At 47.6% G+C, this 12,405-nt stretch carries 15 protein-coding genes; 12 read left to right on the top strand and 3 right to left on the bottom strand.

What is annotated here, in order from left to right:
* Positions 1-13 precede the first annotated feature (13 nt).
* Positions 14-1,207: an IS4 family transposase gene (locus VY86_RS12695; protein WP_046975206.1), complete on the top strand. Its 1,194-nt coding sequence runs from the start codon at positions 14-16 to the stop codon at positions 1,205-1,207.
* Positions 1,208-1,227: 20 nt separating this feature from the next.
* On the opposite strand, the gene VY86_RS25905 is transcribed toward VY86_RS12695, so the two are convergent.
* Together VY86_RS25905 and VY86_RS25910 are read right to left on the bottom strand one after the other, a co-directional pair.
* The gene (locus VY86_RS25905) at positions 1,228-1,767 is read right to left on the bottom strand and encodes a ShlB/FhaC/HecB family hemolysin secretion/activation protein (protein ID WP_238591468.1); all 540 of its coding nucleotides are present in this window, start codon (positions 1,765-1,767) and stop codon (positions 1,228-1,230) included.
* Between the two features lie 3 nt (positions 1,768-1,770).
* Complete coding sequence (locus VY86_RS25910) at positions 1,771-2,322, bottom strand: POTRA domain-containing protein (RefSeq protein WP_238591469.1); 552 nt, start codon at positions 2,320-2,322, stop codon at positions 1,771-1,773.
* A gap of 740 nt (positions 2,323-3,062) precedes the next feature.
* On the opposite strand from VY86_RS25910, the gene VY86_RS12705 reads away from it, so the two are divergent.
* From VY86_RS12705 to VY86_RS12740, 8 genes are all read left to right on the top strand, one after another.
* The gene (locus VY86_RS12705) at positions 3,063-3,413 is read left to right on the top strand and encodes a hypothetical protein (protein WP_046975207.1); all 351 of its coding nucleotides are present in this window, start codon (positions 3,063-3,065) and stop codon (positions 3,411-3,413) included.
* Between the two features lie 390 nt (positions 3,414-3,803).
* Entirely contained in the window at positions 3,804-4,694 is an 891-nt protein-coding gene (locus VY86_RS12710) for an integrase domain-containing protein (protein WP_046975208.1), read from the top strand.
* Positions 4,695-5,276: 582 nt separating this feature from the next.
* On the top strand, positions 5,277-5,684 hold the full coding sequence (locus tag VY86_RS12715; RefSeq protein WP_051560679.1) for an antirestriction protein: 408 nt from the start codon (positions 5,277-5,279) through the stop codon (positions 5,682-5,684).
* Positions 5,685-5,903: 219 nt separating this feature from the next.
* Entirely contained in the window at positions 5,904-6,125 is a 222-nt protein-coding gene (locus VY86_RS12720) for a hypothetical protein (RefSeq protein WP_046975209.1), read from the top strand.
* A 91-nt stretch (positions 6,126-6,216) separates the two neighbouring features.
* The gene (locus VY86_RS12725; RefSeq protein WP_238591470.1) at positions 6,217-6,516 is read left to right on the top strand and encodes a hypothetical protein; all 300 of its coding nucleotides are present in this window, start codon (positions 6,217-6,219) and stop codon (positions 6,514-6,516) included.
* Positions 6,516-6,812, top strand: coding sequence for a hypothetical protein (locus VY86_RS12730; protein ID WP_046975211.1), 297 nt, complete (start codon positions 6,516-6,518; stop codon positions 6,810-6,812). The genes VY86_RS12725 and VY86_RS12730 overlap by 1 nt, the downstream gene beginning before the upstream one ends.
* Before the next feature lie 76 nt (positions 6,813-6,888).
* Positions 6,889-7,362, top strand: coding sequence for a hypothetical protein (locus VY86_RS12735; protein WP_046975212.1), 474 nt, complete (start codon positions 6,889-6,891; stop codon positions 7,360-7,362).
* A 70-nt stretch (positions 7,363-7,432) separates the two neighbouring features.
* Entirely contained in the window at positions 7,433-9,403 is a 1,971-nt protein-coding gene (locus VY86_RS12740) for a TA system toxin CbtA family protein (protein ID WP_046975213.1), read from the top strand.
* Between the two features lie 95 nt (positions 9,404-9,498).
* Here the strand turns inward: VY86_RS12740 and VY86_RS12745 are convergent, their stop codons facing one another.
* Positions 9,499-10,692, bottom strand: coding sequence for an IS4 family transposase (locus VY86_RS12745; RefSeq protein WP_046975214.1), 1,194 nt, complete (start codon positions 10,690-10,692; stop codon positions 9,499-9,501).
* 119 nt (positions 10,693-10,811) lie between these two features.
* Between VY86_RS12745 and VY86_RS12750 the strand changes: the two genes are divergently transcribed.
* The 3 genes from VY86_RS12750 (at position 10,812) to VY86_RS12760 (ending at position 12,398) form a co-directional block, all read left to right on the top strand.
* A complete protein-coding gene (locus tag VY86_RS12750; protein ID WP_046975215.1) occupies positions 10,812-11,723 on the top strand; it encodes a hypothetical protein in 912 nt (303 codons plus the stop codon).
* A gap of 65 nt (positions 11,724-11,788) precedes the next feature.
* Positions 11,789-12,121, top strand: a complete 333-nt coding sequence (locus tag VY86_RS12755; RefSeq protein ID WP_046975216.1) for a DUF3085 domain-containing protein — start codon at positions 11,789-11,791, stop codon at positions 12,119-12,121.
* 88 nt (positions 12,122-12,209) lie between these two features.
* A complete protein-coding gene (locus tag VY86_RS12760; RefSeq protein ID WP_046975217.1) occupies positions 12,210-12,398 on the top strand; it encodes a hypothetical protein in 189 nt (62 codons plus the stop codon).
* The last annotated feature ends 7 nt before the right edge of the window (positions 12,399-12,405 follow it).

The raw sequence follows: 12,405 nt of genomic DNA on the forward strand, positions 1-12,405 counted from the left end.
TAAGGTCACTGCTATGCCTGCACGTAAAGTATGTCACAACTTCTTCAAAGATGCCTTAGCACCGTTTCATAAATATCGCCAGAATGCATTAATCGATGCCACTATGGCTTTGATTAATGGCGCTTCTCTTACGCTAACCAGTATTGGACGTTTTTTGCCCGGACAGGCTCAGGTCAAAAACAAGATAAAAAGGGTTGATCGCCTGTTAGGAAACACCGCTCCTCACAACGATATTCCTGCGATTTTTAATAATATTACTGCCATGATAACTCGTCAGTTGCCTCTTTGCGTTATTGCTGTGGACTGGAGCGGTTATCCATCGCAGGAGTATCATGTGCTTCGTGCCAGCCTTCTTTGCGACGGTCGGGCAATGCCGTTATTGAGTTGGGTTGTATCCTCGGAAAAACAAAATAACACCTTAATACAAAATCAGTTTCTTGATTCCCTCGCTAAAGCCGTCTCTTCCGATGCCAGAGTCATCATCGTCACAGACGCAGGATTTAAGAGTCCATGGTTTCGACATATTACCTCATTAGGCTGGGATTTTATTGGGCGGATCAGGAATAACGTTCAATTTCACCTAGCAGATAGTCCTGAAATATGGCTGAAAATCTCTGACTGTCCCGGAACAATAACGCCGAAATACATGGGGGCGGGAACGCTGGTCAAAGAAAAGAAAAACCGTATTAATGGTCATTTTTATACATACAAGAAATTACCTAAAGGGCGGAAAAGTAAACGTTCAAAAGGCAGGCCAATGTATACTAAAACAGACAACGAGTATCGGCAATCAGCAAAAGAAGCCTGGCTTATTTTCAGTAGTATAGATGATTTAAAGCCACGGGAGATCATCAAGTTATACAGTCGTCGCATGCAGATAGAGCAAAACTTCCGCGATGAAAAAAGTGAGCGTTTCGGATTTGGTCTTCGTGCCAGCCACAGTCGCTCTGCGGGTAGAATGCGGGTACTGAGCTTACTGGCAACCCTGAGCACAATCGTCCTGTGGCTGATTGGTTATCACGTGGAGAATAAGGGATTACATCTGAGATATCAGGCCAACAGTATCAAATCACGGCGGGTCATCTCATATCTGACGTTAGCGGAGAACGTCTTACGACACTCCCCACTGATTTTAAAACAAATATCACTGAATGATGCTCTTAACCACTTAACAAGAGTCTACCGAAATATGGTGCTGGTTTATTAGCACCGATTTGTGGGGATCCCTCAGCCCAGCTTCCAGCCCGCGGTTTCCCGGCGCTGAACATCGATTTCAGTGTTATCAATAAAATTACGGGACGCCCGACGATAAATTTCACCGTTAAGCAAGGTTTTCTGGTCAGCATTACGGTGCAGCACCCGGCTAAGCTGGACCGCCAGGTTTTGGCTTTTGCCCCGGTATTGGATCGCCTGATTCAGCCCGGCTATTGTCTGGGTATAATCGTAATGACTGGCCGTCACGCTCGTCATCCAGTAGCCGAAGGGCACGGAGTAATAGAGCGTGTCGTTTTGGCTGCCTTTCCCGGCAGATGCGTGAATATCGCGTCCCCCGGAGAGATAGAACAGGTCGCTTAACGCCAGCGGGTTATCCAGAAAGAAGGTGAGTCCGCCCTGATAACGCCCGGTGCTCTTAGAGCCGGTATCATCCAGATACGTGGCGACTCGCCAGTGCCGTGACTGACGCCAGTTCAGCACAATATCGCTCTCCCCCGGCTGCTCTGCCGGGACAATGTTCATCTCCGCCTGCACGGTCGGGAAACGTTGCAAGTTTTATAATCCCTGCTCAATGTCCCGTAAATCCAGCAATTTGCCTTCACGCGCGGGAAAGGGGGTTATCCGCTGGATATCTTTCCCGCTGTCCGGGGTATAGCGGATATGCCGGATTTTTCCCGGTATCATCACCAGTTTTAAGGTGTGGGTACGTAAATCCTGGCGAGGAGCCAGAACCCGGCTGGTGACATAGCCGTGATTGATGAGCTGATTTTGCAATTGGGTCATCAGCCGGCTAATGCCTTTATCGCCCAGGCAATGGTTTTCGCCCTGTTGGGCGACACGCCTGAACGGCAACCAGTGCGGGAAATTTTCGGTGCCTGCCAGTCTGACGCGGGTGATAGGAAAACACGGGGTTTCCACCGGAAAGGCGGATGACGCCCCCGTTTCCGGTACAGACAGGCGAACCTCCGCAGGCGGCGGGGCTAATTGCGCCTCCAGGGCTTGCTGGCGGGCCTGTTGATGAATGAGTTGTTGTTCTGCGATGTCGGCGGCCTGACTGCCTGAAGCCACGCTACAAAAAACCACAAATACTAAAATACTTCTTTTCATTGACTTTCTATTCCACAATGCCGAAGCAGCATTAACCACAAATTTAGCTTAGCGATCAATATTTAGGGTTGATTATCAACTGGGCAACTAAAATAGGGGGTTGGTTAAGATAGCAGCAAAAACAAGGGGTTATATTGAAAAGCAAAAAACAGGCCAATGTGATTATTTTGTGACAATATTGTATAAAAAATAGATTAATATTAATCATTTAATAACCAGCATTAATAATTTCAAATAAATTTTATTGTTTTATTTTAATTATGTGATGAATATCACATTTATGATGATTTATTTCGGTATGAAATGACTTTAACTGTGACAGATGTTGTTAATGTGTGATGAAGTATGACCCTTTTTGATTAGGTTGGATGATGATTTTTAGCTCAGTTGGCAGAACTGACGCTATGCTATTTCGGATTGGGAGATAACCATCAGAAGCAGGTGTTCGTCATTAATTCACAGAGTGGAAAAAATCATGAATTCTAGGGAGACAAAGATCGCCAGTGCAGATTTATCTATGCCCGTCTTGCTTTTTGTCAACGGTTCGGCTTGTCATTTTGCTCACTTTTTGAAAAGCATAAATGATTATTCTATGCGGTATGAAAAGCTTTCTTGACGTTGAAATGGACCTTGATTAATTTAAGGTAGTATTCGTTGTCGCGTAAGCGATCGTTAATGTTCCCGCAGTCTGAGAGGAACGCCTTCGGGTGGCTGATCTCAATGCCATCATCGCCTGAGAGATGGCGTCTTCGGACGGCAAATCCGTTTATCCTTTGAAAACGGGTATCACTAACAAAGTGATGAAGGTGCAATTTCACAGACACTTTTCTGACTTGCCAGTATCCTCAGACAACAACCTGCGGGTTGATTTTGCTTTCTACGATTGGCTTGCCTGGGTGGTTTCGTTCAGCAGTCTGGATGACTGTTGCCAGATTGGACAGGTTATTGGCTATTTTGCGGACAACGCATGGGGTCCAGAAGAAACGGGCAGCGTCACTTGTTGGCGTGATAACGAAAACCAAGTGACGCTGCCAGCGTACAACCTGCCAAGCCACGTAATACAAGCTTTCCCCACGTCTTCTACCGTCTGATCGACACGTAGTACATTGGTCAGGATAGTTTGAAGACTGCCACTTACCCTAACGTCTTGAGTGAAAAACAATCATGTTGACGTTTTATATTCAGAAGAAGGAGAACAATCGACTCGATATTGATGGCGACGTCAGTGAAAACTGGCGTTGGAGGTAGTCTGACAACGGTCAGGACGGTGTAAACCGCGAACAGCTCAGAGAGCTGGGGTGCCTCGTAAGAACTCAACATTTCGCCACCCCGATGCACAGATATCAGTCGAGCCGCAGGAAGCGCAAATCAAACCGTGCCGTTGGGGTTGAGAGATGACATTCAGAATACCGTTTTGTATTGCTTGCCTCCGTCAGGTTACAAGCGGTGGTGTCGTGTGGGTTAAAAAGGAAATCGTTTGCATGTCAAAGTTGAGTAAACAGTTAGTCACATTGGCCCGTCAGGCTGGCGGCAGTTTTAAAACCGTTTCAGACAGAATGAAAATCGCCAAACGTCTGGCAGAAAGCATGGCGATATTAAATATTCAAATCCGTGATATTAAGAATATGAAAATGAATCATATTGAAAAATATATTGATAGCCGAAAGTCAGAGAATATTTCAAAGCGCACGTTACAAAATGAGATGGCGGCTGTTCGGGCGATATTCGCTATGGCGGGAAGATCTCAATTAGCTAACCCTCATCACAAACGGTTAAGTAATCATGCGCTCGGATTATCTGGCGCCAGCCGGGAGGGGACTAAGATGGCGATTTCGGATGAGCGTTATCACACGACGCTTGTTTTGGTCCGGGGGAAAGATGAAGGGGTAGCTGCGGCTATGCAACTTTCTCGTTATCTGGGACTGCGAACGGAAGAAGCGGTTCAGGCGGCAAAGTCATTAAGAACGTGGGAAAAAGCCTTATTGCGTGGGGATGAAAGAGTGAGGGTGGTGTTTGGTACAAAAGGGGGACGTCCCCGTGACACGACGGTGGTTGATCGGGATAAAGTGATCCAGGCAGTCAGAACGGCAATAAAGTATGCCAATAAAAATCAGGGTCGTTTGATTGATAAACCGAATTTACATTCGGCCATTGATCGTTACCGGAATATCGTCAGGGAAGCGGGATTAACCGGAAAGTCTTCGCCACACAGTTTGCGTTATGCTTATGCTGTTGAGGCCATAAATTATCATCTGTCGAAAGGATTCAGTCGAAAAGAAGCGGAAGCGATGGTTTCGATGGATTTAGGGCATGGTGACGGGCGAGGGCATTATGTTGCCCGTGTGTATAATAGACAGGGTGGCCATGATTAATCTGTTTTTGGATTTAGCTTGAATAAGAAAAGTATTCTGTTTAGCATAGATTGGCTTATTTGTTGTTTTTGAACAACTGTCAATGTTCTTGCAGTTTGAGAGGAACGCTTTCGGGTGACTGCTCTTAATGTCAGGGGGTCTGAGACTGACGCTTTCGAGTGACCTGTAATGCCACTGTAGCCTGCAAAGTGGCGCCTTTGGGCGGTACACCCGTTTATCCTTTGAAAACGGGTATCACTCATCAGTGATGAAGGTGCAATTTTACTGACCCAGTGGAGGCGTTTAGTTTCCCGATGGGTGACAATCTTCCTCAGTCATCAGGAGGATTGCTAATAGGAAATATAAAATGCGGCTTTGAGACTCACGAGTCTGCCCGGACAAGCGAACCACGTATAGGAAACCTGTTTGACCCCTGTTGACAGCAGTGATGATGATGACTGCGGTGACTGGCGTCATGAAATTTTCTACCTGCCGGATAAGCGGTTAATACCGTGATACCCATTCTGACTACCACCCTGACGGGGAAGACTTTTCCCTGATACAGGGAGAGTGTTCCTCGTTTTTTTCATTCGAGGAAATATGATGCAAACTTTATCGTTATCAACGGAAATATCGGTGAAATCTGTCCGGTTTGAAGAACTGTTTTCGACACAAAGCTGGCTTGAGGCGTTGTTAAAGAAAATGTTTTTTCGCCGGGCCATTCGGTTATGTCCCGGGTATCAGGGCGATTTCTGGGAGGGCCGTGTTTTGTCAAATGGCATTTTTTATGCCGTTCCGACGTTTCAACAACAATACCGTGTGTTTGTTGAGGATAATGGTTTTGAGGGGATCATGTCAGCGGAGGCTTTTGGCATCACGGTGACGCTATTCTCTCTGTATGAACTGGCAGATTTCAGTGAGCAGGACGACGATATTAAAGCCTTTCATGCTTTGTATGGTTATGCTCGTGGGCATTCAGAAGCTGAAAAAATACTCGCGGCTATTGATTAAATATTATCTGCTTATTCGAACTGAATTTTTATTTAATCCAAGTGAGGCGTGTTTCCCGGGTTGGCGATAACAGGGCCAGTTCCCGTATCTTAAAGGCGTCCTGATAAGGATTGACCTGACGGATTTATTCACTTTGTATGATGTTCTTGACGGACATCTTTTTTCACTTCCCGGGGCTTGTCCCCGTCAGGGGCGGGTTTCCGGTAACAGGAGCTGTTAATGCCTGCTTTTCATTCACCTTCTGATCCGATAATCCTGCCGGCTTCAGAGACATTAACCCCGAAACAACAATCCCTCATCCGCGATTTGATCCGTGATGAATGTGACTACCGTGATCGTGACGCATTCTTCAAACTTTTGAGCGTGATAACGCTGCTTAAATTTGCAGGGATCTTAACGCTGGGTGTGTTGTTACTGGTTTTCCGGTTGTTATGGGGATAAAAGGAGACGAACCATGCTAATGATCTTTGTGACAGTGCTTTGGGGCGTGATTCGCTGGATTTCGTTGTCGTTTTACCATGTGCTGTCCTGGTTGTTACGGCGAAGACCGGTGAGGTTACCGGCAGCTCATGCGCGAAGACACACGGTGTATGCCGGTAAATGGCAACTTTCTGATGACGCGAAGTTGTGCGGGAGACCGGTGGTGGTCAGAGATAGACACAGCTATAAACCGGGTGTGGAGTTGCTGTATTTCGGTTATGAGAGTCCGGAGCCGTTTTATGGCGAGCGGTACCTTATCGACGAGACGGAAGCGGTGGATTCGGCGCAACAGATGCTCACGCGTCTGCTGAGACAGCGTAGTTTATCGAAGGCTTATGATGAGGCCGCATAATGGTCAATAAGACGTTGACTGCCGTTACCCGGGCGGTGATGCCGGCCGTGGCGATTGAGGAGCCTGTCTGGCTGCGAATGGTAAGTTATCCGTCTGCGCCAGAATATGAAACAGAACGGTTTCATCAACTGATTTACCAGGCATTCAAAGCCTGGTCGGCAGCCAAGCCGGGAGTCTGTGAGGTGACGTTTGGTTTTTTCTGTTTGCCGCACGACGGCGACATGAAGGCTCCTTTGTGGCAAGTGCTGCGGCTTAAACATGAATCTGATCGGTTGCTGATTGCGTTGGACGCTTAATTTATTGATCACCCTGACGGGGAAACCCGTGAGGGTTAACTCCGTCAGTCATTTTTTTACAACAGGAGTTAACCCTATGAGTACAATGACGACTAAAGAACACATTCGGGAACCGTCTCAGTCTCTGTCAGTGCAGGCGCTGGCTGAACCGGAGATATTCAGAAAAACCCGTAGCCGGTTTAATCAGTGGCTGCAGGCGCAATTCGACAATCACTATCACACGCTGAGAAATCATGGTTACCGCTGTTTTCTTGCTCGCCATCATCCGACCGAGCTTGAGCGTTACGATGAGGCTTGTGAAGCCTTACGGCGTGAGGAATTTCACCGGTTCAGTGAGTTGCAGACGCTGGGGCTGTTCCTGTATCAACAGGTTCAGCTAAAGGAGAGAAAACTCAGGCAGCGTCGTCGCTGGCTGTTGACCGGGATAGCATTGACGTCGCTGGTGACAGGCGTGTGTTTGATGCTTCACGTTTACGAAGTTGACTGGTCAGCAGTTTATCACGGGCTGACCGCGTTACCGGCCAAAATAGCTCATTATTTCATGCGCTAATTATTTATCCCCCGGGGAGAGACGACTCCCTGTGGACGGGTCTCTTCCTTGATTTTAGACAGGAAAGATGATGACCCTTTCTTACCTACCGGATGATATCTGCCGGTTAATAACCCGACGTCTTACAGACAGCCTGGAAAGTGGATGGGCACCCTGGCAGCAGCCCTGGCAAGCGGCCAGTGAGTACGGTTTGCCGCAGCATGCGCTGACCGGACAACCGTTTAGCGGTATCAATGTGCTGTTGCTCTGGCAAACTATGTTGCAGCGGCAGTTGATATCTAACCGCTGGTTAACCGGTGATGAGTTAAGAGCGTTAGGCGGATGGGTGGTCAACGGTGAAAAACCGACAACCATCGTCCGTTACCAGCCTTCAATGTCGCTGATACGTGTCATTAATCTGGAACAATGTGAAGGACTGCCGACAGAACTTCAACCCGGTTGTCCTTTACCTCCCCGTCCGGCTCCCGGTTTTACTGCTGTTCAGCAACTGGTGACGGCCAGTGGGATCCCGGTGGTTCATCGGTCGGGCATCATGCCCGTTTACCGACCATGGCATGATCGTATTGAGCTGCCTGTCCGGCGGGACTACGTTGAAGATTCACAATACTGGCATGACTTGTTGCATCAACTGGTTTATGCCACTGGCCATCCGTCCCGGTTAAACCGCTTTGGCCTGACAACCCAAAGTGAGTTAGATGAAGCCCGGGAACAATGGGTGACAGCATTGGGCGCGGCGTTTGTGGCGGCATTAACCGGTGTTCGGGGTAACCCAGTATATCCTGATAATACAGTACCCTGGGAACACGCTTTGGGTTCAGATCCGTGGTGGTTATTTCAAGTGGCTAATGATGCCCGCCGTGCTATGGATTATTTGCAAGACCGCAGACAGCAGTTACCGACCCAGGTGGAATTGTGGCAGCAGATGGCTGCCGTGTTGCTCAGTGAACACTATGGTTTGCCGCTGAATGACACCATGCTGGAATATGATGAGGTGGTTCAGCGCCATATTGATCAGGGTATCACGCCGCTGATGGCTGTCAGTGCTTTAGCCCGAATATATCACTGGGAACGACATGACCAGCCAGAAGGCAGGTTGTTTCCGGAAGAGTTGGGGCAGGCCAGCGAGGCACTGGCGTTATTCGCCAGCCAGCCATCGTATCTGAACTATGCTCGGATCCCGGTGACAGAACCCGCTGATACTGGCGAACCGGACAGATCATCACATTCTGAATGGTTGTTGTTACCGCCGGTGGCGTCTGACCGTGGTTATGCGGATGAAGATAATGATCCAATTGACGATAACGTTGTGGAACTGCCATTGGCGGCAACTTACCGGGAACCGAATCCACATAAACAGGCTTTTATCAGACTGTTTAACCAGATTGCACCCCATGAAAATCGCTGGCAGGTGTTCTGTGATTTTGTGCATATGGCAGCCTGTTCATTGTATAACGCGCTGTTGCAAAATGAGGAATTTGAAGCGGACTATATGCAGCGGGTTAAACGTTATTCCCGTGAAGATGCATTCCGGCTGAGTCGTTTGCTGAGTGAAGTTATTATGGGTCTGGAGTATGAGGTCGGTGATTTTTTGGGGTCTATTTTCATGGCGCTGGAATTAGGTCATGACCAAGCCGGTCAGTATTTTACGCCGTTTCCTGTCAGCCATATGATGGCCAGAATGCAGTTCACTGAAGGCTTGACGAAGTTGGGATCCGGAGAGCATGAATATATCACGGTGTCTGACCCGGCTTGTGGTGCCGGCGGGATGATTATTGCGATGCATCAGACCCTGCTGGAAGCGGGGTTTAATCCTCAGCAGCAGATGTTGGCGTTTTGTGTCGATATCGACCCGGTTGCCGCGATGATGACGTATATCCAACTGTCGTTGCTGGGTATCCCGGCCGTGGTCACGGTAGGCAATTCACTCACTCATGTCATGTCTCAGCAAATGGTGACGCCAATGTACCATTTAGGCTTCTGGCAGTTCAAACGTCAGCGTCAGGAAGTTGAAGACGAAATAGTGATGCGCAAGGCTGGCTGACATACCTCTTTAATTCAAAGTCACCATTGGGTGGCATCACATTAACCCGATAGGGGATATCCCCTACAGGGCTGAGGGATCCCCACAAATCGGTGCTAATAAACCAGCACCATATTTCGGTAGACTCTTGTTAAGTGGTTAAGAGCATCATTCAGTGATATTTGTTTTAAAATCAGTGGGGAGTGTCGTAAGACGTTCTCCGCTAACGTCAGATATGAGATGACCCGCCGTGATTTGATACTGTTGGCCTGATATCTCAGATGTAATCCCTTATTCTCCACGTGATAACCAATCAGCCACAGGACGATTGTGCTCAGGGTTGCCAGTAAGCTCAGTACCCGCATTCTACCCGCAGAGCGACTGTGGCTGGCACGAAGACCAAATCCGAAACGCTCACTTTTTTCATCGCGGAAGTTTTGCTCTATCTGCATGCGACGACTGTATAACTTGATGATCTCCCGTGGCTTTAAATCATCTATACTACTGAAAATAAGCCAGGCTTCTTTTGCTGACTGCCGATACTCGTTGTCTGTTTTAGTATACATTGGCCTGCCTTTTGAACGTTTACTTTTCCGCCCTTTAGGTAATTTCTTGTATGTATAAAAATGACCATTAATACGGTTTTTCTTTTCTTTGACCAGCGTTCCCGCCCCCATGTATTTCGGCGTTATTGTTCCGGGACAGTCAGAGATTTTCAGCCATATTTCAGGACTATCTGCTAGGTGAAATTGAACGTTATTCCTGATCCGCCCAATAAAATCCCAGCCTAATGAGGTAATATGTCGAAACCATGGACTCTTAAATCCTGCGTCTGTGACGATGATGACTCTGGCATCGGAAGAGACGGCTTTAGCGAGGGAATCAAGAAACTGATTTTGTATTAAGGTGTTATTTTGTTTTTCCGAGGATACAACCCAACTCAATAACGGCATTGCCCGACCGTCGCAAAGAAGGCTGGCACGAAGCACATGATACTCCTGCGATGGATAACCGCTCCAGTCCACAGCAATAACGCAAAGAGGCAACTGACGAGTTATCATGGCAGTAATATTATTAAAAATCGCAGGAATATCGTTGTGAAGAGCGGTGTTTCCTAACAGGCGATCAACCCTTTTTATCTTGTTTTTGACCTGAGCCTGTCCGGGCAAAAAACGTCCAATACTGGTTAGCGTAAGAGAAGCGCCATTAATCAAAGCCATAGTGGCATCGATTAATGCATTCTGGCGATATTTATGAAACGGTGCTAAGGCATCTTTGAAGAAGTTGTGACATACTTTACGTGCAGGCATAGCAGTGACCTTATTGACTTGGTGGAACAATCAGTAGATCACACAACGCTATGCTTGTCTATTTTCTGGGGATTCCTCAGCCCTACAGGGGGAACCCCGTCAATCACGAGATTTCCCTTATGTCTTTATTACATTTTTATATCCGGCATCAATTCGCAGAGCGAATGGGGCTGGAGCTGGATGACGACGCTATTTTCTGTCTGTTTCATGAGAGCCAGGGAGATTACGTCAATACCCATATAAAGTTTACCAAAGAGTTACTTTTGCCCATCATGACTCATCTTTTGGACAGTTTGTCTGAGGATCCGGCAAACCGGGCCAGATGCAGAAATAGTGAGCGTATCCTGACGTTATGGATACGGGGAATGGATGCGATATCTCATGTTTATCAGGATCCGATGCTGATGCCTTATACCCATCCGGAAAGCAGTGGTCGTGTGGATGCGCTTATCCGGCCGGATACCGCCGTGTTACTGAATCTGACGGCAGAGCAGTTTTTGCATCTGACGGCGCAGGACAGCCTGCCGGAAGATGAGCAAATTGGGCTGGAACAGTTCAGAAAAACACGACAGTACTGGACACGTTTTATGGACTATTTGGATAAGCAGTTGACAGAAACGTGTCTGTATTGTTTTGAACGTTTGGGTCAATTTCTTCGTTACTTACAGGTTGAACCCCGTTTAATCCGGCGTTTTTCCTTCGCTATCGGTTACATCGATGTATTAATGGGGCCTCAGGATTTGCACAATATTGAGGCAGAGGAATTTGAGTCAGGGTATCTCGAAGACTATATCGATGCGGTCTCCGATGGATTTATGACACCCGTCCAGTTTCGGGTTGATGTGGTATACAAAAATGATCGTGTGATAGAGAGTTTTCGATCAGATGTAGACATTGAAGATGTTAACAACCCAACAGTCAGAGATTATCGGGATGTGGTGGATGAGGCAATCACCTGGGTAGATGAGCAGTTTGTGCTGAAAACCCGTTCAGTGAGCCTGTCTTTGCCAGTACAGAGGCTGGCAGCATAACTAAAATTTAACCCATTGGGGGAAATGTTCCCTCAAGGGGAACGTTTCTCCTCAGGAGAACGACGATGTTACTTTTTAAGGCTAAAGACCTGAAACCCGTGTTGCGGGAAGCGATAGCCCATCAGTGTGACGTGTTGCTGGTCAAAGATCAGGGCATTTATATCATGTCTGATATGGGTACGATGCAAAACGGCAGGTATCTTGTCGCTTATGCGTGCGGTTATCATCCAGAGAAGGACGAAGGCTGGTATGAACGTGCCCGGGAGGCGGTGGGCGGAGATGATTTTGCGGAAAAGCTGGGTTTCTCCGTATTGACACTCAACCGGTTACTGAATGACAAATGTGATCTGAAGGTGACGCTGACAGCCACACAAATTATCACACAATTTTATCCCTGATTGCCGGGATGCCGGCAGTCATTTTCACCCTGACGGGCGTTATTTCCCGTCAGGGGATAACGCCCGTTTTTATTTCGGAGCGTTACTGATGAAAAAGATTAAGACCAAAACAGCCCCAAAAACTGTCCGCAAGAATAAAGTCGCCCGTCGTCATGGCAGGCATTTCCGGCCTGATTTGTACCGGGTGATGACGGGCAGGATTATCGCGGCGTTTGGAAAAAGAAGGCGCCCTGATGTACAGGCCACAAAATTGTGGAGACCGGCTGTCCGGCTATAAATAATTC

The sequence above is a fragment of the Photorhabdus thracensis genome (assembly GCF_001010285.1).
GTDB classification, from domain to species: domain Bacteria; phylum Pseudomonadota; class Gammaproteobacteria; order Enterobacterales; family Enterobacteriaceae; genus Photorhabdus; species Photorhabdus temperata.

Coding starts and splice junctions, on each gene's coding strand:
- VY86_RS12695 (WP_046975206.1), top strand. CDS start 14: ATGCCTGCACGTAAAGTATGTCACAACTTCTTCAAAGATGCCTTAGCA.
- VY86_RS25910 (WP_238591469.1), bottom strand. CDS start 2,322: ATGAAAAGAAGTATTTTAGTATTTGTGGTTTTTTGTAGCGTGGCTTCA.
- VY86_RS12705 (WP_046975207.1), top strand. CDS start 3,063: ATGGCGTCTTCGGACGGCAAATCCGTTTATCCTTTGAAAACGGGTATC.
- VY86_RS12710 (WP_046975208.1), top strand. CDS start 3,804: ATGTCAAAGTTGAGTAAACAGTTAGTCACATTGGCCCGTCAGGCTGGC.
- VY86_RS12715 (WP_051560679.1), top strand. CDS start 5,277: ATGCAAACTTTATCGTTATCAACGGAAATATCGGTGAAATCTGTCCGG.
- VY86_RS12720 (WP_046975209.1), top strand. CDS start 5,904: ATGCCTGCTTTTCATTCACCTTCTGATCCGATAATCCTGCCGGCTTCA.
- VY86_RS12730 (WP_046975211.1), top strand. CDS start 6,516: ATGGTCAATAAGACGTTGACTGCCGTTACCCGGGCGGTGATGCCGGCC.
- VY86_RS12735 (WP_046975212.1), top strand. CDS start 6,889: ATGAGTACAATGACGACTAAAGAACACATTCGGGAACCGTCTCAGTCT.
- VY86_RS12740 (WP_046975213.1), top strand. CDS start 7,433: ATGACCCTTTCTTACCTACCGGATGATATCTGCCGGTTAATAACCCGA.
- VY86_RS12745 (WP_046975214.1), bottom strand. CDS start 10,692: ATGCCTGCACGTAAAGTATGTCACAACTTCTTCAAAGATGCCTTAGCA.
- VY86_RS12750 (WP_046975215.1), top strand. CDS start 10,812: ATGTCTTTATTACATTTTTATATCCGGCATCAATTCGCAGAGCGAATG.
- VY86_RS12755 (WP_046975216.1), top strand. CDS start 11,789: ATGTTACTTTTTAAGGCTAAAGACCTGAAACCCGTGTTGCGGGAAGCG.
- VY86_RS12760 (WP_046975217.1), top strand. CDS start 12,210: ATGAAAAAGATTAAGACCAAAACAGCCCCAAAAACTGTCCGCAAGAAT.